Below are 20783 nucleotides of genomic sequence, written 5' to 3' on the forward strand. Positions count from 1 at the left end.
AGAGATCCGCTCCTTAACATGATAGGTTTATTCTACAAGCCCTTATTTTTCTTGTCCAATCAAGTGTAGCCGATCCACACACAATTCTGATGTGCAATACCTTAGGACAAGTTAAATTTTAGTGGTTTGGTTCTAACTTAATTTAACGAATAAAAAAATGTTACGTTGTTGTCTCAGCAATGCAGCACATATTATCTGTAAATTATAAGTTTTCACGTTACTTATAGTGATTGATTCGATAGCTCTTTAATTTAACTGAGGTTCAGCATTCACAATAAAGGAGGCTAACATGCAGGTTAATAGTAAAACAGCGAAAAAAATCTTAACTGAAATGAAAGGAGATTCCACTGTCGGTTTCACACACTCATTAAATCCGTATAGTGGTTGTGCTTTTGGATGTAAGTACTGCTATGTTAGAGAAATGCCTATTCAAAGGTACAGTGATACTCCGTGGGGAGAGTGGGTAAGTATCAAAACAAATGCGGCCGAAAATTATCGGAATGAGATGGCCAATCTCCGCCGAAGAAATAAACCCATTAATCTTTTTTTATCTACTGCAACTGATCCCTATCAACCACTGGAACGGAAGACGGAGCTAACTCGCTCTATTCTAGAGGAAATGATCAAACACCCTCCAAATTTCCTTCAGATACAAACTCGAAGTCCTCTTGTCGTAAGGGATCTAGATCTCTTACTTGAACTAAATCAAAAATGTGAGGTCCTTGTCTCTATGACTATAGAAACAGATCGGGAAGATATGAAACAATTGTTCGCTCCCCATGCTCCAGGCATTAAATTACGCTTGAAGGCATTAAAAGAAGTGAATAACGTAGGAATTGCTACCCAAGCTTCCATTTCGCCTGTTCTTCCATTCACACCCGATTTTCCTAAAACACTGGAGTCTTTCGTTGATCGGATCTATATCGACACACTTAACATTGGAGATGGGACAAGGGGAAAACGTTCTGAGCGCTTAGGAATGCCATTTTTGTTTAAAGAGAACGAGTTGTCCGAATGGTACCACATGGATATACATCTTAGAGTGGAAAAGTACTTTAAAAAGTTTTTTCCCGAAGAAATGATATTTGTTTCTTCCGATAAGGTGTATCCCTTAAAAGGAAAAGTATTTAAATAGTCGGGTCCTACCCTACTCTTATGGATAGGAAGATAAAGGAGAATGAACTATTGAATTTTACAGCCATTGATTTTGAAACTGCAAACTTTAACCGATCGAGTGCGTGCTCTCTGGGTTTAGTTCAAGTTAGAGATGGGATTGTAACTGGTGAATATGAATGGCTAATTAATCCACAACAGTCGTTTAATCGAATGAATATTGCCATCCATGGTATTACACCTTCCATGGTTGACAAGCAACCAAGAACTTTGGACAACCATTGAACCATTAGTATCTGGAGAAATTATTATTGCACATAATGCTGTTTTTGATATAAGCGTATTAAGGTATTGCTTAGATGCCGCTGAAAAAAGCTATCCAGAGATACAATATTTATGTACGTACAGAATCGGGAAAAAGCTGCTACAAGAGCTATCCTCCCATAAATTAGACATGATCTCTAACCATTTCGGTATCAGCCTAAATCACCATAACGCACTCGATGACGCCCGGACATGTGCCCAAACTATGTTAAATTTAATGGAACAGTATAAGGAATGTAATCCGCTTCATTTTGCGAAATCCCTGGGATTTCAGGCGGGATCACTGTATTCAGGGGGATATACGCCTTTTAGGAAATGTAAAATCAATCCTAAACAGGTAAAAAACAAAGCGGAATAAACACATGTTAACAACCCGTAATTTTCTATGGTAGGTGGCTGCGGCATTCAAGATATCTTCCCTCAAGTTGGACGTGTACACACCAACACAGCATCCTTAATCACTCTAAGGAAGATGAGATTAACTTCCATGTCCCAAATATGTCATTTTAAGTCTAGATTTCACCTTTCATTATTATAAACAATGACCTAAAATGATCATAATGCTTCACCTATGAAAGGAGAAATACAAATGAAACCTGACCACACTCTCAAAGGAAAGAATCATCATACGAACAACACGGATACCACTGCCCGAGCGATCCGCTCCTGGCTGGGCATCCCCTACGCCAGCGCAGAACGCTTCCGTCGCCCCATCTTGCTACCGTTCAACCCTGATCTGCCATACGACCAAAAGGGACCCGCACCGCTACAACCCGGCGACAATAGCTGGTTGGAGGCCGACAACGGATTCAGTGAGGACTGCCTTAACCTCAACGTCTGGGCACCGAAAGACGCTGGCGACGAACCGCTCCCCGTGATCGTCTACATCTACGGTGGAGGCTTCGAACGCGGCGCAAACACACAGACTACCTCGAACGCCTCAGGCCTCGCAGCCACCGGCCGCGCCATTGGGGTGTCCCTGAACTACCGGCTCGGCCCTTTCGGCTGGCTCTCGCTCTCCCAATACGGTGGCGCGTTCGCGGACGCCACCAACCTCGGCCTACAGGACATCATCACCGCGCTTAGATGGGTGAAGGAGAACATCGCTCGCTTCGGTGGTGACCCTCAGAACGTCACCGTCACCGGCCACAGCGCCGGCGCGTTCTCCTCGATAGCGCTCCTCGCAGCGCCGGCAGCTGACGGACTCTACCAGCGCCTCGCTGCGTTCTCCGGCGGCGCCTCTCGGATCGTTCCGGCTTGGTGGGCTGAAGAACTAGCGAACAAGTTTCTCACCGAACTTGGCATCGCGGAAGATCCCGAACAACTGCTCACCCTGGATGGAAAGCTCCTCTCTGAGACGCTCTTCAAGGTTGGCCCACGTGACATCGGCGACCGAAACGGCATCGACAACACGACGATTGGCATCGTGAACGATCACTCTCAGACCGGTGGCGTTCTCGTCGACACACCGCTGCGAGTTCTCGAATCCGGGCGTCACCACGATGTCGACATTCTCTTTAGCACGGCGACGAATGAGGTAGACTGGTGGGTTATTAACACGACCGAGCAGTTCGACCCGGGCAGCATCGACAACCTTGTTGACGAGCTGATAACGAAGTCTCGGATCCCTCGAAGCCGTGCTCGGGATATCGTCGCCGCCTACGACGTCAAAGGTCGTACTCCAGTCGAAGTACGCGGGGCGCTCTTGACCGACTACATCTATACCCTACCCGCAGCCCGTGCCGCACTCGCCCACGCCGCTGCAGGGGGAAAAGCCCACCTGCTCGCCGTTGGTCCTGTCGAGGGTGCGCCAGCGGTACACGGCACGGAGATGTACGGCATCGTCGGCCAGCAACGCCCCCGACATAGCGACGAGCAAGCGATCCGGGATAACCTTGTCCGAGACGCCCTCCTCGACTTTGCCGCAGGCAAACACGAACAGCTTTGGAACTCCGTAACTACGGAACCTATCACACATGGGATTGGCAATCCACCATTCGACCCCACCGCCCATGCGGCCGAAGTCCTGCGCATCTTCGCAGGCATTGAACGGCCCTGACCTAGCCCCATCGGCTTGAGGTTGATTAACGATCCAACTCACTTAGCTCCGCCGGCGGCCTCGCCGGTAGCACGTGAGATGACTACAAGCACCGAGAAAAGGAATAAGGTGGCCTGTTAAGGCAGCAAGTCCATTATCCGTTCCGGCAATGCGGACCAGTACTTGTCTCTCGGCCTAAAGCTATAGTACTATATGCATTTTAGTTGGATTCTCGACGAATATAGAATTAGTATATATTCAAGTCTAATTGATCCATCTGATTATACAACTAACCTGCCCGTTAGCTTAATGAAATAACGGGCAAATAACGATTAGATATACATCTAATCTGGAATAGGAACATGTTCTTGTCCATTCCGGCAATCGGTACAAGTTCTTGTCCTTGGCTCGGGACAAGAACTTGTACCTATAAAATAAAAAAGCCGCTAAAATAGCGACTTCAATGGGACCATGTTCTTGTCCCTCGACAAACATTGTTCCATTGATGTTAATTTGCTCTCTTCACTTTTTTTATGCTTCAACTTATTTTTGAATCATTTTATATTCATCAGTTTGGTTACTTATGACCTTGAGGTGTATAAGACCTCATTGATTGAACGTCGAGTCGTCATCATCTTTAAATTCGATTATTATTCATTCGTAAACAAGAACCCAATATTTTGCCCCAGGCTCTCCTTCTTCGACAACAGCTCTCCAGCCCCGCTTCTTATAGAAACTCAACGCTTTATGATTTTCGGAGACACATTTTAACGTGACGGGTGTGCCCAATTCTGCCACAGCGCTTTTGAGTAATAGATCGCCAACGCCTCTACCTGCAGCAGCCGGATGTACAAACAAATTGTGAATAAAGCGATTAGGTACATATAGTGAGGCGAATCCAAGGACTTGGTCGTTCTCTTCTGCCAAAAGAATTTGTTCTTCCGATGTATCCCGGTCAAAATCTTCAAGAGACATCTCATCGGCATTGGCCCAGTGAAAGCTCTCCCGACGGGACTCCAGATAGATTTGTCTCAATTGCGGATAGTCTTCAATACTCGCTTCTCTGATGAACATCAGATCAATCCCCCTATTCTTCTCCATATGTAGATGCAGCTTAATTTGGCTTCTACAATTCGTTTTGCCTGTGCATGGCCAGCCAGTAATAATTCCTAGGTTCTTGTACTTCTTGTTCATTTGATGCAGTGCCTTCTGCCAGGCTTACATATGGACTAATTAAGGCCAGTTGCAAACTTAAGCTAATTTTCTTGAAATCACTTTCTTGCTCCTCTATAAGTAAATTATAATATAGAACAATTTACAAGTATATTTATATTAGAGTCTGCTTCTCCAATCGCCATTTAATTGTTTCATATAATAGATTAATGCTTGATTCAGCCATTCTTCTTCTTCCTCTGTAAATGGAGAAGGCATCATTTCTTTAATTTCAGTAAAATCTAACGTCTCTACGTTTTTCTCAGAAAAACTTTCTATAATCTCTGGTCCGCTGTACGCTAAGGATACTTCCAGATATTTTTGCACTAATGCTTGAACCTCTGGTTTCTCAATAGGTGTACTGTATAGTTGTTTTATTTCCTTGTACACTTTTTGAATGGCCGATATTGATTTTTCGATATGCGTGTAATCTCTTCCAAGCTATACCCTAAGAACTTTAAATTCATAATTTTTTGCAGGGTTATAAGATCTTGATATGAGTAGATACGATGGCCCGAGCTCGTATCCCGTTCAGGTTTTAAAACACCGATTCTCATCATAATAATGCAAGCTTCGAATAGAAAGCCCCGTCTTTTCCGAGAATTCCCCAATAGCGTACTTGTTATTGTTATTCATAAATACCTCCTTTGTAATTTAGATTAATTATAAAATCTCACGTCACTGGAGGTGCAAGAGTATTTTTTAATACAAGGGATCTAAATTTAGTAGTTTCCGTTTTTTTGAGTCTATAAACGAGAAAATACCTGCCCTTCTCCTGGGCAGGTATTAAAGGTGAATTGTATGAATGGCTTAGCATCGATCACTAAATATTAGTCCAGAAGGTTGTAAATCTGAATGCTCTCCACCTTGGCATCCTTGATATGAAACGACATCACATCCACATAATTGGATGGCTCATAGCGGAAGTCATCCTCCTCATTAGGGGCTCCATCACCAAGCAGTTTCCCCTCAGGGTAGGCGTTTTTGAGTGTATCCAGGCTATCTCCTGCTTTAATGTTTCGCACTGTCGCGTACTTAGGATTTGTAATTTCGATATGAAAGATGGAGTCTTGTTTGCCCTCCGGTATACTGATTGTTTTAATCTCCAGACCAGGATACGTATAAACCTTTTCTGTAAAACCGATTAACGTATCCATGTTTGTTCCATCGCCGGCACTGTACGTATGAGATTTCAGGTTATCCGGTTTGCCCAGCATCTGTTGCATCTGATCTTCATTCGCTGTATCCGAAATCGCAATGGTGTGCTCATTATAGACAAAAGCAAGCTCCTTCAGCACCACATTGCCCTCCTTCTCCATCGAACCTTCCTTAATAGCTTCAGCACTCTGTCCTTCCGAATTTTCTAAAGCAGGCGCAGTAGAATTTGAGGCTCCTTCGCCTTTGGCCTGTTCGTTCGACGTGTTTTTTTCAGCCGAGTTCTGCGCCGCTTCTGGCGACTTGGCACCATTGGACTGACAGCCCGTCAGTGCCATCGTTAGTAAAATACTCAGCAAGATAACAGCTGTAGCTTTGTTTATCCATTTCATCATGATCCCTCCATAAATGTGTGATTTCTTCTTATGAAGTGATTATAAAAAAAGCATTAGTTAGTCTCATAGCAGAATTGTATTAATCTTGTAACGTAACTATTTACGCGCCTGTTTACGCACGGGGTAACACAATCGTAACGGTCGTTCCTTCCCCGATTTGACTTTCCAAGTCGATATATCCATTAAACCGCTCTACAATCTCTTTGCAAATAGAAAGTCCAAGACCTGAACCGTTCGCTGTGCTTGCATTTTTCGCCCGGTAAAAGCGTTCCTCCACTCTCTCCAGCTCATCGCCCGCTATACCGATACCTTGATCACGTATCCGTATAACTACCTCACTTGGCGTATATTCCAACTTCAATTCGATTAGCGATGGACTGCCTGAATATTTGATGGCATTGTCCACAAGGTTGGCGATCGCATGGGACATCAGCATTGGATTCACGTTGGCGTGGACTCTCGTCAGAAGCTTATCCTCCGGTTCCGCTTCCGCCTCCCTGAACATAATCTCGATTCCTTTATCTTTGGCCTTGGCCCCCATACTCGTTGCGACTTGCTGAATCAGTACGTTCATTTCCGTCTTCTCGACTTCCAGTTCGTTAGAACCAGCCTTGTCGAATCGGGATAGCAACAATAGTTCATTAATCAAGCGCGTCAGCCGATCCGATTCCTGCAGCAGATGAGCATAGATTTTTTGCAGCTCCTTGTTCTCGTTCTCCCCTTCAACCAAGTATTGAGAGAAACCACGAATTGCTGCCAATGGTGTTTTTAACTCGTGAGATACGTTGGAGACAAATTGTTTCTGGTACTGAATGTAATCATGAAGCTGTCGCCCCATGGAATCCAGCCCATCTGCCAGCATGCCCAGCTCATCCTTCCGATTTAGATGAACTCTCCGAAACTCCTGTCTGGAGAAACTTTGCGCAGCGCCAAGCAACAGCTTAATCGGCTTGGTTGTGTTGCGGGCAATCCACAGACTGGATAACGTAATCAGTACAATAAATCCGCCTGCACCCGCAAACAGGATATAGCGGATTTGATCCATAATCGCATAAAAGTAGGAAATGTCCTCCACGAACTCATACACATAAGCGTTTTGGTAGTATTGATCCCGAATGGGAGTGGCAAAATAAAGCAGATGATCTTCCGTTACAGTGTAGGCATAACTGCCGCTCAGGGCTTTCTCAATATTCTTTTCAAAAATAAGAGGTTTGCCATCATTAATGATGATGCCATCCACAGCCAAGCCCAGCAACTGCTTGGAGCTATCATAGATACGTACTTCCTTGCCTGAAGCTTTCAGCTTCTCCAGAGCAAGTCTGACAATTTCTTTGGTCTGCGGCTCTCCTGTCGATGATCTATGCTGTGCCAACACCTCACGGAAGGACAACTCGGACAGATCCGCCTTCTCCATCATCTGTTTTTCAATAGTAATGAAGCTGTAGTAATCGATGGCTTTATTCACCGCGAAAATGATGATGCCAAAGGACAGTACGGAGAAAAATAAATAATTCAGCAGTAACCGGGTTGCATACTTCAGGCCTCGCCACCTCCAAGTTGATAGCCAAATCCATAGATCGTCCTGACATACTTCGGTTCGTCCGCGTTATCCTCCAGCTTCTTCCGTAATCGCATGATGGTCATATCCACACTGCGACTGTCTCCCATAAAGTCATATCCCCATCCGATCTGCAGCAGCTCATCCCGGGTAAAGATTTTGTCTGGCCTTTTGAGTAATGTTTCCAGAATTTTAAACTCTTTGGCCGTTAAAGACACGGGGACGCCGTTTTTCAGCACCCTTCGGCTTTCCAGATCAAATGTCAGCTCTTCATGAATGATGCGCGTAGATTTTACTTCTGTTCCTTCACTTGATTCCTCCTTGTTCTCGTTTCTTCTCAGAATCACCTTGATCCGAGCGAGCAATTCACGATTGTCAAAGGGTTTAGTCATGTAATCTTCCGCCCCTAGCTCCAGTCCCAACACCTTGTCGATTACCTCATTTTTGGCAGAGAGCATGATCACAGGAACGGAACGTTTCCCAGTGATTTGCTTGCACAGGTCATATCCGGAGCAGTCAGGCAGCATCAAGTCAAGCACCACCAGGTCCGGTTGGAAAGCATCCAGCAGCTGCAGGGCTATTTTACCGTTTTCAGCCGTTTGAACGACGTAGTTTTCTCTTCTCAGTACGAGCTCAATTAAATCTCTGATTGCGATTTCATCGTCAATGACAAGTATTTTCTTCAATGTGCACCCCTTCTAGCCCGTTCCCCAGCTTGAATCATTAATTTATTTTTCCCTCATCTTAGCACAGACACTTTAGATTCCTCCACCAACTGGAAGATGTGGTATTTCACTGAGCCCAATATAACTTATAATAAACCCGAAGAATGGAGAACAATCCATGGATCTGCTCGTGGTACTCATTGTTGGTGGACTTATTGGCTGGTTAAGCGGCAACCTGGATAGGGCGGGACGTACCGAGTGGTGTACTTGGGAATATAGTTAGATATTCATATAATCGGGAATCGGATCAGCTTCTTGTTCTTTGTGGTAATCGATACAAGTTTTATCTTATTTATCCATAGATATAGAAACAGCGGCATGGCAGGACACAAATATCCTGGAATGCCGCTGTATGATTCATACTATAAACACTCACCCGCCAGTATAACAATGCATCATCTCTGCAGTACAGAGGAGTTAATGTACAATGAGAACTGGGCAAATTGATAGCTGTGAAACCTTGTGGCTGACACTTCCAAGCATTATTTCTTTTATGCCGCTTAGCCCACGGCTTCCAATAATAATGAGTTGCTGCTCAGTATCCCTTGCATATTTTAATATTTCATGTGCAGGGTTTCCCTTAAGATGAACTGTTTTCGGGTTAATCCCCGCAGATTCTAATTTGGATTTGGCTTGTTGTAATTGTTCCAGACTCGCTTTCTCCATTTCGTTCAATATTTCTTCCAAGAAATTCTCTGGTACATATGTCATGCCATTCGATACATATTCCTGGCTGACATTAATTAAGGTAACTTGAGCTGGTTTGTTTCGGGCTATTTCAACGGTTGCATCGAGGATTTTGTTCGTTATTTCATCTTGATCAATGGCCACCATAATGTTCTCAAACATTTTTATCGTCCTTTCCGTGCAGCTCGTAATGATATTGGAACTTCCGTAAAGAAGTCCGAGCGTTCCCGTCAAAAGCAAATTGGTTGTGATGACCACTAACTATACCCATAAACAAGGTTACTTGCCAGGCAAGAGGGGATCGCCAAACATTCACATTGTTGCTGTCCTTCTGTTGGCTCGTAAATATTAGTGCAATCAAAATGATGCGTTCACCCCCATACATTCGTCCTAATTTGGGTACTAGAGGCGATAATAAAGCAAAGGCAAGCAAGGGTAGCGTTGTTATTTTGTCTGTTCGGCATTCTTCAATTCTCCTTTTCTGAATTCATACGCATTGTTTGTTTCCTGCTGATTGAAAAAAAAGAGGCAATAACATCCGCGTGGACAAGAAAAGTATATTATAATATATTATTTTTTACAATAAACATTCTATAATATAATTAAAATCGTTTAAAAACAAAAATACAACTCTGAATTCCCGTCATGGAATTCGGAGTTGCATGATAAGTAGAATTTTGATTTTTAGAAACCATACTTTAAGGAGATATGGAGCACTGTTTCGCTATTCGTAGGATTGGTATAAGAGTGAGGACAATCTGCACGAAAACTGATCGTATCATATTGATTCAATGTGTAAATCTCTTCGTTGACTTGAATTTCAATGGAACCAGTCATTACTGTTGCAATTTCAGTTGTATTCACATGATGACCTTCAGGGTGATACGAGCTATTCGGCTGTAAGTAAGCCCGACACATTTCAATACCGTTGCTTTTAAAGACTGGTTCAATGATCCAATTTTTTTGATCATTAGAAAATCGCAGTCCTTCGCCTGCTCGATACAAACTAACAGAGTCTTCTGATTTGAACAAAGCCAATAGCGGTAAAGATATACCTTTTGATATTTTCCATATAATCGCCAAAGTTGGATTGGTCTCGCCACGTTCGATATTCCCCAGAGTAAGTTTGCTTACGCCCGTTAATTCCGCTAAGTCATCTAAGCTCATATTTTTTTCTTTTCTGTACTTTTTCAAGGCACCGCCCAATTGTAATACAATTTGTTTTGATTCATTGACTTCATCCATTTAATATTCACCCCAACAATAAACTGTTATAGCTAGTATATTGTTTATCTGAATTCTTTTCCATACGATTAGTATTTGTTCCGTTACTAGCTTCTGCTAATGAATGTGTTAGGGGGAATTATTCCAATAAGCAAAATATATAGTTCACAAATATTTGAGATTTACAACATTATACTTTATGCTTTTAATAGAGACGAGGGATCCAATCCTCACTGGAGAGTTCTCGTCCTGATCAATGACCTTTTCTACTACCGATGAAGTTTATAATAAGGCAATAATTACTGCTTCTTTAAAAGGATAAAATGACGAGCATCTAACGGGTTTTATTCGAAGAATGGTATGAGTTATGAAAGGTGGTTTAGCAATGAAGATTCTCATCGTTGGCTATTTTAGCGAGACCTCAAAATCAAATATTGTAAGGTATTTTCCGCAAGACTGGAACGTTGTAGTTGTCCCGCCCGGAAAAGAAATGCTGCATCATATTGAAGATTGCCAGGTAATCATCCCTGAACATATTAAAGTGGATCACACCCTGCTTTCTGTCGCAAAAAAATTAAAATTGGTACAGACGGGTGCAGGATTTGATAATGTAGATGTTCCTGCCTGTACACAGCTCGGCATTTGGGTCGCTAATGCTGCAGGGGTGAATGCACAGGCAGTGGCCGAGCACGTAATGGCAATGATATTGTCTTTTTATAAAAACATATCGTTTCTTGATACTTTCATGAAAAACAAGATGGATGAAAATCAATTGGACTATACAGGGAGTGAATTAAAGGGCAAAACGATTGGGATTATCGGTTTGGGCGCTATCGGAAAAAAAGTAGCTGCGTTTTGCAGGGTTTTTGATATGAATGTGCTGGCTTATGCGAGAAATGCCAATGTACAATCGGATGGTTTTGTGAAAATGACGGATTTCGATACTCTTGTAAGCACATCGGACATAGTCAGTGTACATATTCCTTTGAATCAGCAAACCAAACAACTGATCAACAAAGCGGTATTCAAGAAAATGAAGAATACCACACTTTTTATCAATACAGCCCGCGGCGGGATTGTCAACGAAAGAGACTTGATTAATGCATTAAAAAACGGGGATATTTCAGGCGCATGTCTGGATGTGTTTGAATCTGAACCGCTTCCTATGGACAGTGAGCTCCGGAATCTGGGTAATGTGATACTTACCCCCCATACAGCAGGAATGCCTGATGGTCGGAAATTTCATAAAAAAAGATATGATTTCTTTATAAAGAATATAAAACGTGTAGAAAATGGTGAAGAGCCTGAAAGCAAGCTCAATCAGATATTATAGTTTTGGCGCAATAAAAATGAGCTATCGGACGCAGTTCGAGTAAAAACTCGTGTTTCTTTTGCATGTTGTATCCCCTGTCTATTTTTTTACAGCAAGAAGATTACTTGTATTATGCTCATTTTGTTCGCTCTACAGAATACAGAAAAAATTCCATATCTATATTCCTAAAATTCTTAGTATCTTTATCAATAATATTCATACCGTTTCGAACAGCAACTTTTTGAGAGGCTATATTTGTGTCCCTAATAATAGAATAAACCCTATTTGCATTAAGAACTGAGAAAGCGTATTCCTTGCAAGCAATTGCCGCTTCTGTTGCGTAACCTTTGTGCCAATACGCTTTTTGAAACAAAAATCCTATTTCCAAAATTTCTTTTTCTCTCCAGCCTTGCATTGTCAAGCCACATTGACCAATCATTTTGTTTGTTTCTTTTAATACAACAGCCCAAAGTCCAAAACCATACTCTTCATATCTTTTGAGATGTCTGTTAAGCCAATTTTGTGCTTCTTCTAAGTTGAATGCACTTTCATAAGCAGCACGCATTACTTCCTCATCACACAATATTCCGCACAATGCATCATAATCGGACTGCACCATTTCTCTAATTATAAGACGTTTTGTTTCTATCAAAAATCTCCCACCTTTCTATCAGCTCCATCCCCCAGTTAATTGGTATCATTATCCGAGGTTTCATTAATAATGCTAATTAAGGAGTTCAATAGTCCCCAACGATTAATATAGTCCATATCAATCACTCTCTTCTCTTCGTTGTGTGGGAATAGCATAGTTATTTCTTCATGTTACCCTTTGTTAATATAATTATTCTCATGAGGAATAAGCAACATAAAAATCTTTTTAAGAAAAGCTGACCTTTAGAATCACAAACCCTTACCATACCCAAAATATAAAAAAAGTCACTTTAATATCGACTAGTACAAGCTCTATGGTTGAGCTGAGTTCATCTTACCTGTAGAAACTCTTGCCTATCCCTTAAAACTTCCATACTACTTGACATGTGAATTAATTATCGTTATAGTGAGAATCAATTCACACTTCACCTTAAGGAGTACTCTATGCCAAAAAATACTTTCTTTCGTTTAGATGAACCAAGGCGCGAGGAAATATCGAATAGCGCTATGCATCTTTTTGTTGATCATCTTTACGAGGATATAACTATGAAGATGGTTTTGGATCGTTTGTCCATGCACCCTGGAACATTTTATCGGTATTTTGAAGACAAAGATGACCTTTATTGTCTCTTAATACGTAATGTGACCCAAAAAAGAGCTGCGTATTTTAATAACAGTAATGAAGATTCCCTTTTCCAGTTTTTCCTTACCGGCTTATTTGGTAACGTTAATGGCACTGTGACTGAGCCACTGAATGAGTTGGAGATCAAACTCATTGAAACATTTTTATACATTCCTGAGAATGTTTTGCTTAAAGTATATCTGAATGTGCTAAAGGGTGAGTCATTCCCCTTAATCAAGGACATTTTACGCCGAATGAGGGTTGATGGATATCTCCGACCTGATATTGACGACGACCTGATTTCTTTTATGTTTGAGTCAATGCAGTTTAATTTAGTCATGTTTTTTAGGGAATTCGATATTAAGGACTCTAAGCTGCAACATAAGATTAGCAAGTACTTTGCTGACTTTATGGGTCATGGGCTGCTTGAAGATCATAAATATTCTGAAATTGTTAGCGAACTCAAGAAAGCCAAGGGGGAACAAGAAAATGAAAACTTTTGACGCATTTCCAGAACCAATTGGCGGCTATACTGTCGGTCGAACCCAGATGGACTTTGAGTACACGGCATCAGATCACTCAAAAAGAGAACTGACGGCGTTTGTGTACTATCCGTCCGACAGTAACGAAGGTAAGACTACATCAACGTACATGTTTCCTGAAGTCTACGAGATGTTGAATGAGCAGCCACTTCTCGCTGCGTTGAAGGATGCTTACTCTATAGATATCAAGACCCAGTGTTACGACGACCTTGCTCTCTCCGGGAAGGAAGAGCGCTATCCGGTGTTATTCTATGTTTGCGGCGGGGGCGGTTCTCCAGAATGGGGTACTGTGATCTGTACAGACTTGGCAAGCATGGGATATATTGTGGTAAGCATCGGCCATCAGAATAGCACGATGTATAAGCGTAAAGATGGGCGCCTGTTTAATGTATCAAAGGATTTTTCGGATGTCATTATGGCGTTTTCGGAAGATCCGGAGATGGTGGCGTTGGCTGGTAAGATGGAGATGCGGCCTGACGATGAAACTGCCATTGAGATGTGCCAAAGCGTGCTTACACTTCCGATACTTTCCAAGTTAACGGAGTATAGCAAATTACAGGCAGAAGATGTAAGGTATGTAGCCGATTATCTTTACAAACTGGACTCTGGAGAGCTGAATTCCATCTTTAAGGGCAGATTGTTGCTTGACATCGGCATGGGCATAGTCGGACATTCTTATGGAGGGCCTACGACGGCGATTGTTTGCCGGGACGACGACCGGTTCGCCTGCGGGATTGGCTTGGATAGCGGTGCGTTCGGCCTTCTCGACAGCGACCTTAAGAAACCCTTCTTGCTACTGTTTTGTGAACCTAACTATAACATGAATGCGATAATTGGCGCTAACAATAGCATGGAAACCTATTATTTCTCTGTTGATCGTGTTGCGCATTTAGATTACTGCGATATCGTGTTTACCGGTGTTAATGAGGAAATCAGAGGCGAACGGGATGCTATGGAGATGCGAAATCTTGTTACCGACTATACGAAGAACTTTTTTGATCATTACTTACTGCAGAAGGCTGCAAGTGTGGAAAGTCTGGCATACGATGGCGTGGACTTGATCAAGAAGACCGGCAACAAGTGACATAACCGGGAGGTTGCTGATAAACGCATGTCAAAGAGCTAGCCGCACAGACACAGAGCTGATAACCCTATTACGCGGTTATCGGCTCTTTCATATTTCAGGCATTGTTTTCTATTTGAGATGATAACCGGTGTTTTCACCGTGAAAAACACACTTGCCGGAACTTGAAGTTCCATTTAGAAAAACTAATATCCCTGGCTTCTATTTAATCATCCCTTCAAAAAATAATTATTTCGTATCTTTCAGATAACGCTATATTCACAAAGTTCATACAATTAGCATATCAAAACCGGTAGCCTGCTCCATACTTTATAGTGAGGTTACGAACTTCACCTCCGGAAAGCGGCTATCCGCTCCTTTCATTAAGATACCGCCCTGATTTTTCAGATACATATCGAAGAAATCCAGCATATAGGCATTGATAACGGAGTTCGCTCTTTCGGGGGCAATCTTTCCTGTAATGCCCAGCATGTTGAAAACCGGAGAAATGAACTGTATGTCGGCAAAATTCAAATGCTCCGTATTTTCGATATAGAGGACTTGTCCCCCAGCGTCAACCGTTTCGCGCATCCTTTCAAGCTCCAACTTCTTATCTTCCGTTACTTGGTCCTCCCACTCTCTTGTTGAGCCCATACGGTTAAGTTCTGCATCTGTGTAGATTCGGTTATCCATCACCCTTTTTAATGTTTCGAAATAGCTTTCCGAGTGGATGAACAAAAACGGCTTTCGCAGTCCCTCTCGGTCACGCAGTCGATAAAGCCCTCCATCAAGGTCGATTCCAACCGCGATGCGCGGATCGTAAGAAACGTCATAGGCCGTCGCTCCGCCGATGGAATGGCCGAACACCCCGACATTACCGAGATCCATCCTCCCTTTGAGATGACTTGGAATCTGCCCCGATTGGATGAGCTCGAATTGGTCCAGCACGAACGTCACATCGTCGGTTAGAACTTTTCCCAACTTGTCACGAATTCCTCTACTCGTCCGGTAATCCTGGTCGGGCGAGAATAAGTTGTTCGTTGTGCCGGTCGTGATTCGCCCGTCCGGAAACTTGGTTGCGAATGTATTGTAGGTGTGGTCGATCACGGCCACGATATATCCGTGACTCGCGAGATTTTCGGCTTGCGACGTGTGGAGGAACCTTGAGGAGCTGTTGCCGGGATTCGCAAGGATCAGCGGGTATGAAGTTTGTGCCGAAGAGACTTTGGCCCCCGAATAAGCATGACTGGATACGTACTTCAGGTGTTGAAAAGTAAACCCGGGAAGGCCATAGTCCGCGGCCATATAACGTAAAATCTGGGCATCGGGAACAAAGGGAGCGTACCTGCCGGTGCCGGATTGAGCCGGATACCATACCTGAACCATCAATTCTCTCTTGCCATCTCGGCCTTCGTCGAAAATCTCTTCCCTATTCGTATCCACGAAATGAAAGGTTTGCGTTCCCACCTTAAATTCGCCAGTCGGTTCAGGTAGTTTAAATACGGGGAAAGCATACATGAGACCCGCTGTTCCGACCAGCATTATTGCTATAGTAGTATAAGCTGAACCCGCCAGGAATCGGGGGATTCTCATTTGACCATTTTTTTTAAAATAGCGATAACCTGTCACGGCTAAAAAAAGGATCGTCATGCAATATAGGAAAAATAGCTGAACTCTGTATCCTTCCACCGTCCAATGAATGACCAGTAACAGCATGGCAGCCCCGCTTGCAACGAATACTGGAATTCTAGGCCGTCCGTTTTTTAATACGACTGTTAATGCAAGCAAGCTGATGTTTGACAATAAAAGCAACAGTTCAAACAATCTCACCTCTATTCTCCTTTCAAAAAGCTTCCATTTTCGTTCGTTACAATCTTACCTGCCAGGCTAGCCTAAGCCCCTCCCTTCTTTCGCTGCTTCAGTATAAAGACGGTTTCAAGATCCAAAATGTATCAGTTACGTTTATGTAAACTGCCCGTTAGCTTAACTCTCCCTCTTTTATTAACTTTAAAAAAGGACAACCAGAAAAATCCGGTCGTCCTCTTTTCGTATTTTTGATTATGGGAAGTCAAATCTTATTTAGTTAATCCATAGGCTTTTCGAACAAGCGAGAAGTATTCGTCAGCTTTAACGACCTCATATTCTGGCCCAAGTGATTCCGAAATCGCTAGAACATCGGATGGCGTCATTCCCCACGCGTTGATCCCAATGGAAATAAATATCGGAGATTCGCCATCCCAGTCTTTCTTGGCATCGGCCAATACATTTTTGCCGTCCTGAACAGTTGAGATGCCGCGCATCATGGATACCGGAAGGCTCCCGTTCATGACTTTAATATTGTCTTGTTCATCTCCGGCCAAGAACAGACCCTGGAGTTTATAATATTTCTCATACGCTGCTGCTATAGCTTCGCTGAGCGGAACATCTCTGCCTGATTCACGGTTCAGTACATAAGGGTACGACATGCCGGTTTGTTTAAGATAGGAATAGGACTTTTTCAGAAATTCCGCAAAAGTCTCTTGAGGCCAGACTTGCGGGTAGAAGTAGCCCGCTCCGGATGGTCCTGCAACTAGCAGATCGTTGTCCGTCGCCGTTGAACGGTAATAATTTAGAATGGCTGGTGCTGCGTCATACAAAAGCGGGCTTGCCGTCCAGTTAATAGGAACTTTCCCCCGGTTTGGATCATCCCACAGGTCGCGCAGATGGTTCTGGTCGTATTGCAGATTATCCCCTTCGCCAAAGGTGTAGGTCACATAAATTTTATTCTCCAGCTTAAGGTTCGATCGACTGGGTGTCGGTGCTTGTTTTACTTTGGTTCCCGCAAATACGGTCATGTTATGGAACCAGTCGGATGGAAGCACATACACACTGTGACGGGACGTTAGTTCGAGGCCGGCGACCTCTCCTTCAACATCATTGTCGAACCACCCCAGATAAGGGGTCCCCGGTTTGACATCCGATAGAATCTTCTCGAACAGCTCTTTTTCCTCCGGCACACTTGTGGACAGCCAGAAAACCATTGCTTTATTGGCTACAGCATAATCACGGAGATAACCAAAAGGCTCCTTCTCTTCGGAGGATAGGGGTTTAATATTGCTTGCAGATACTTTGTATTGGTTCCACATTTCCACAGATACGGTTAATTGTTTCGTTTCGGCAGAAGGTTTAAATTCATAAACGAAGTAATTGCCATTGTCGGCGAAGCGGTGATCGCTGCCAGGTAGAAATTTGGAGCCTTGCCGATCATACAGGAAAGGTTCTTCCTCAGCGGAACCTGTTTTAAAATCTGCGATGACCTGACCGTCTGCCTTTACAGTAACTTGATGCACGGCTGGTCCCCAGCCATCCTGAGGAAAGGCGTCCTGGAAGCGGAGATAAACACCCTCATTGCCCAGGTAAGGGGACAAATCATATTCATATGTTTTCCGATTGCTTGCATCGCGCAGTTGTTCCGTCTCCATGCCAATCGTTTGGAACGAATCAAAATTATCCGGGGGAATCGGAATGGAGGTATTTGGGCTTAACCCGACCAGCATTCTTTGTGTTGTTTGGCTCCAAAGATTCTCATACTGCCAATTGTATGCGTCCATCCGACTCTTGAATTTGCCTTGCAGATCTTGCAGGACCGGCAGCTTATACGGTGCCGCTGTTAATTGCTCAGCAAGTTCAGGACTGGCCACAACGGCGTTTTTGAGTCCGGCAAGAGTGGTTGCTACATTAATCGAATCCGGCAGATCAGGATCATAAATAATAATGCCTTTAATTTCTTTTGCATATTTCTTGAAAACATCCATAGCGTTATCGTGCTGTTTGTATGGAACCTGGAGATCTTTCAGCCAAGGATCCTCTTTATTCTGCTGCACATAAATTCGTGGCTGTACTCTATTTATGACTCCTTCAAGTGTTGTTAGGAGCAATTTGATATCTCCCGGTGCCTCGTATACATTGGCCACATCCAAAGATTTTGCTTTGCCGAAGGTTGGAAGCGCTTGAGATTCAGGCCATTTCAAAGCATTTACTTCCATAGAAGCATCATCAGCAGCAAAGGCGCCAGCTGATAACACCGTTGAACAGACAAGGGAAATACACAAAATGGCTAACTTACGAATCATCATTTTCATTTCTCCTTTAATTGAGATGAGATGAGTAAATAGATGAAGAAGCCCCCCACAACAGAACGATTCTGAAAATTCTTCTGCTCCGTAGTGATTGTGTCATACCAGTCCGTTAACGGCACACGAGCGATGGTTTGATTCATAAAATCCCATAGAGGTGTAATCAAGGCTTCAAACTCTTCCTGGGTTGAACTCATGGAGGCACACCATACCAGCCAATCCGATTTGGTATACGTATCACGGCTATCCAGCGGGAGGCCGAAGCGATTTTGTTTGTTCCTGTAATATTGGAGCTCTTTAGCAGCAACCTCTTGTGGGAACAGATTGAAGCCAAGAAGGTGATCCCACACCAAATTGTATTTCATGCTCCAGGTCTCTGGTCCGCTGTCGAAAGTGAGCTTATAGTGATCCCCGGCATCTGCCATGGATACCCACTCTTTTGCCATCGTTTCAGCTGCCGCAAGATAAGTGGCCCCTTCCTGTAAACCAAGCTTTTCACACATATACGCATAAGCGGCAATGCCTAATATCGCCTTAACGGACAGATTGGCGTTGTGTGCCAAATGACCGGCGAAGTCATCGGTGCACAGCTGGTTTTCTGGATCAAGCCCGTTCTGCAGAAGATACCCCGCCCATTTCGTAAGCAGCTCCCAATGTTCCCTGGCAAAGTCTGCACTTCCCTCATATTTGCATACCGCTGCAGTCATTAGGAGCATATTTCCACATTCTTCAATCGGCATTTGATTTTCCAACGCATTGTCTCCATATACCTGACCATTGGCTTTCGGATAAGTCCCTACGTCGTGGGGCGCAAACTCAAACGTCCAATTGAGGCTCTTGGCATACTGAAATATCGGACGCATCATGCCCTTAATCAGTTCCGGATTATACCTAAGAAACAACGGAATCGACGGATAACTGACATCCACCGTTGCGATGCATCCATTACTGAAGTTCTCTTTGGAGAAAAATAAAACGTCACCCGAAACATCAGCAACCAATTTATGTGCAGCAATCGCCTGCCTGTACGAAAGGGCCAGGATGTCACGGTATTTCTCACCGCCTGCAGCTTCACTTTCTGCTAACAGCTCCCGATTCAAGCTCCCGCATCTTTGCAGGATCTCTTCATATTGATCGGCAGCCAATAGCAGCATTTCATGAAACGTTAACCCGTTTCGTCTCCAATAGGCATCCAGCGGTTTATGAAAATATTCAATCGAATGTATATCGTCATACGCAAGCATCAGAAACCGGGTTTCCGGCACATCTCGGATGATGCCCATGTCTATCTCTGCTGCCATTACAGGCATGTTATCGGAGACAGCCCTCGGCTGGTGCGGATCATCCTCTGCTGGCAGTTGACCGGTTCGGAAATAATGCTCTCGGCTTGCCATGGAATGTATAACCGTCCGGATGCGGGGAGACTGAGGAACCGCAAGAACCATATATCCCCAATCAATCCGTGTGTCATCTCCAACACGCTGCAATACCGGCTGTTCTACGGTCCCCACCGACATGACATTAAGTTGCTCCTCAATCACGTGCTGTTTCCAGGTCACTTGCTGATCCGGTGAATGTACACACCACTCGCTTGTAACGTCGAAATAAATCTTAAGTTGATGGGACTTCCCATCCATAGATTTGGCTTGAAAAGTCACGTAGGTCACCGGCCGGGATAACAATTCAAGATCATCCAGCAGCAAAGGTGTGGTGAACTGGACCTGAAGTTCAATTCCTTCCCCTTGAAAAGTATATTGAGTGGTTACGGGATCCACCGTCAGCCCGGTTTGAGCAAGTGCCTCCGGCTCAGGAAATCCTGATTCATCCTGAGAGGCCGTTTTTCCCATAAAACGTCTGGCATGACCGTCAATGATCGCAAGCCCAACCATGCCGTGGACCTTGTTCGTCCAATGCCGGGTGTGATCATCGTACAGGTGATCTGCAGAAGACCAAACGCTAAAATAAGGGTCCACGGTTACAAGAGGAACGGATGGAGGTCTGAATGGCTTTGTTGTCATTTTACTTCATCTCCTTAAAAGCATGTTGT

15 protein-coding genes and 2 pseudogenes are annotated in these 20783 nt (G+C 43.7%); 6 read left to right on the forward strand and 11 right to left on the reverse strand.

Annotated elements, in window-relative coordinates; translation table 11 throughout:
* Positions 1-289 precede the first annotated feature (289 nt).
* From ACI1P2_RS27705 to ACI1P2_RS27715, 3 genes and pseudogenes are all read left to right on the forward strand, one after another.
* Positions 290-1135, forward strand: a complete 846-nt coding sequence (locus ACI1P2_RS27705) for an SPL family radical SAM protein (RefSeq protein ID WP_355323537.1) — start codon at positions 290-292, stop codon at positions 1133-1135.
* Between the two features lie 20 nt (positions 1136-1155).
* Positions 1156-1795, forward strand: a pseudogene (locus tag ACI1P2_RS27710) (3'-5' exonuclease).
* A 231-nt stretch (positions 1796-2026) separates the two neighbouring features.
* Positions 2027-3496 (forward strand): carboxylesterase family protein, encoded by a 1470-nt coding sequence (locus ACI1P2_RS27715; RefSeq protein WP_355323540.1) that lies wholly within the window; start codon positions 2027-2029, stop codon positions 3494-3496.
* 633 nt (positions 3497-4129) lie between these two features.
* Here the strand turns inward: ACI1P2_RS27715 and ACI1P2_RS27720 are convergent.
* The 7 genes and pseudogenes from ACI1P2_RS27720 to ACI1P2_RS27750 form a co-directional block, all read right to left on the reverse strand.
* Complete coding sequence (locus ACI1P2_RS27720; protein WP_355323543.1) at positions 4130-4549, reverse strand: GNAT family N-acetyltransferase; 420 nt, start codon at positions 4547-4549, stop codon at positions 4130-4132.
* Positions 4550-4807: 258 nt separating this feature from the next.
* Positions 4808-5323: pseudogene (locus ACI1P2_RS27725) on the reverse strand (MerR family transcriptional regulator).
* A gap of 194 nt (positions 5324-5517) precedes the next feature.
* The gene (locus ACI1P2_RS27730; RefSeq protein WP_355323546.1) at positions 5518-6234 is read right to left on the reverse strand and encodes a hypothetical protein; all 717 of its coding nucleotides are present in this window, start codon (positions 6232-6234) and stop codon (positions 5518-5520) included.
* A 115-nt stretch (positions 6235-6349) separates the two neighbouring features.
* Positions 6350-7702, reverse strand: a complete 1353-nt coding sequence (locus ACI1P2_RS27735; protein WP_355323549.1) for a sensor histidine kinase — start codon at positions 7700-7702, stop codon at positions 6350-6352.
* Between the two features lie 71 nt (positions 7703-7773).
* Positions 7774-8481, reverse strand: a complete 708-nt coding sequence (locus tag ACI1P2_RS27740) for a response regulator transcription factor (protein ID WP_355323552.1) — start codon at positions 8479-8481, stop codon at positions 7774-7776.
* 456 nt (positions 8482-8937) lie between these two features.
* Entirely contained in the window at positions 8938-9369 is a 432-nt protein-coding gene (locus tag ACI1P2_RS27745) for a universal stress protein (RefSeq protein WP_355323555.1), read from the reverse strand.
* Between the two features lie 522 nt (positions 9370-9891).
* A complete protein-coding gene (locus ACI1P2_RS27750) occupies positions 9892-10452 on the reverse strand; it encodes a helix-turn-helix domain-containing protein (RefSeq protein ID WP_355323558.1) in 561 nt (186 codons plus the stop codon).
* Positions 10453-10816: 364 nt separating this feature from the next.
* Between ACI1P2_RS27750 and ACI1P2_RS27755 the strand changes: the two genes are divergently transcribed.
* A complete protein-coding gene (locus ACI1P2_RS27755; protein ID WP_355323560.1) occupies positions 10817-11764 on the forward strand; it encodes an NAD(P)-dependent oxidoreductase in 948 nt (315 codons plus the stop codon).
* Positions 11765-11879: 115 nt separating this feature from the next.
* Here the strand turns inward: ACI1P2_RS27755 and ACI1P2_RS27760 are convergent, their stop codons facing one another.
* Entirely contained in the window at positions 11880-12395 is a 516-nt protein-coding gene (locus ACI1P2_RS27760) for a GNAT family N-acetyltransferase (RefSeq protein ID WP_355323563.1), read from the reverse strand.
* A 443-nt stretch (positions 12396-12838) separates the two neighbouring features.
* Between ACI1P2_RS27760 and ACI1P2_RS27765 the strand changes: the two genes are divergently transcribed.
* Together ACI1P2_RS27765 and ACI1P2_RS27770 are read left to right on the forward strand one after the other, a co-directional pair.
* Entirely contained in the window at positions 12839-13519 is a 681-nt protein-coding gene (locus ACI1P2_RS27765) for a TetR/AcrR family transcriptional regulator (protein WP_355323566.1), read from the forward strand.
* Positions 13506-14642 (forward strand): alpha/beta hydrolase, encoded by a 1137-nt coding sequence (locus ACI1P2_RS27770; protein WP_355323569.1) that lies wholly within the window; start codon positions 13506-13508, stop codon positions 14640-14642. Before ACI1P2_RS27765 ends, ACI1P2_RS27770 begins: the two co-directional genes overlap by 14 nt.
* Positions 14643-14951: 309 nt before the next feature.
* Here the strand turns inward: ACI1P2_RS27770 and ACI1P2_RS27775 are convergent, their stop codons facing one another.
* From ACI1P2_RS27775 to ACI1P2_RS27785, 3 genes are all read right to left on the reverse strand, one after another.
* Complete coding sequence (locus tag ACI1P2_RS27775) at positions 14952-16451, reverse strand: alpha/beta hydrolase family protein (protein ID WP_355323572.1); 1500 nt, start codon at positions 16449-16451, stop codon at positions 14952-14954.
* A 245-nt stretch (positions 16452-16696) separates the two neighbouring features.
* Positions 16697-18736, reverse strand: coding sequence for a GxGYxYP domain-containing protein (locus ACI1P2_RS27780; RefSeq protein ID WP_355323575.1), 2040 nt, complete (start codon positions 18734-18736; stop codon positions 16697-16699).
* Between the two features lie 2 nt (positions 18737-18738).
* Positions 18739-20754: a glutaminase family protein gene (locus ACI1P2_RS27785; RefSeq protein ID WP_355323578.1), complete on the reverse strand. Its 2016-nt coding sequence runs from the start codon at positions 20752-20754 to the stop codon at positions 18739-18741.
* Positions 20755-20783 lie beyond the last annotated feature (29 nt).

Source organism: Paenibacillus jiangxiensis (assembly GCF_046098255.1).
In the GTDB taxonomy this organism is placed as follows: domain Bacteria; phylum Bacillota; class Bacilli; order Paenibacillales; family Paenibacillaceae; genus Paenibacillus; species Paenibacillus jiagnxiensis.

What these genes read in the sequence shown, in the direction of transcription:
- ACI1P2_RS27705 (WP_355323537.1), top strand. Translation starts at nt 290, where the DNA reads ATGCAGGTTAATAGTAAAACAGCGAAAAAAATCTTAACTGAAATGAAA.
- ACI1P2_RS27715 (WP_355323540.1), top strand. Translation starts at nt 2,027, where the DNA reads ATGAAACCTGACCACACTCTCAAAGGAAAGAATCATCATACGAACAAC.
- ACI1P2_RS27720 (WP_355323543.1), bottom strand. Translation starts at nt 4,549, where the DNA reads ATGTTCATCAGAGAAGCGAGTATTGAAGACTATCCGCAATTGAGACAA.
- ACI1P2_RS27730 (WP_355323546.1), bottom strand. Translation starts at nt 6,234, where the DNA reads ATGAAATGGATAAACAAAGCTACAGCTGTTATCTTGCTGAGTATTTTA.
- ACI1P2_RS27745 (WP_355323555.1), bottom strand. Translation starts at nt 9,369, where the DNA reads ATGTTTGAGAACATTATGGTGGCCATTGATCAAGATGAAATAACGAAC.
- ACI1P2_RS27750 (WP_355323558.1), bottom strand. Translation starts at nt 10,452, where the DNA reads ATGGATGAAGTCAATGAATCAAAACAAATTGTATTACAATTGGGCGGT.
- ACI1P2_RS27755 (WP_355323560.1), top strand. Translation starts at nt 10,817, where the DNA reads ATGAAGATTCTCATCGTTGGCTATTTTAGCGAGACCTCAAAATCAAAT.
- ACI1P2_RS27765 (WP_355323566.1), top strand. Translation starts at nt 12,839, where the DNA reads ATGCCAAAAAATACTTTCTTTCGTTTAGATGAACCAAGGCGCGAGGAA.
- ACI1P2_RS27770 (WP_355323569.1), top strand. Translation starts at nt 13,506, where the DNA reads ATGAAAACTTTTGACGCATTTCCAGAACCAATTGGCGGCTATACTGTC.
- ACI1P2_RS27780 (WP_355323575.1), bottom strand. Translation starts at nt 18,736, where the DNA reads ATGATGATTCGTAAGTTAGCCATTTTGTGTATTTCCCTTGTCTGTTCA.
- ACI1P2_RS27785 (WP_355323578.1), bottom strand. Translation starts at nt 20,754, where the DNA reads ATGACAACAAAGCCATTCAGACCTCCATCCGTTCCTCTTGTAACCGTG.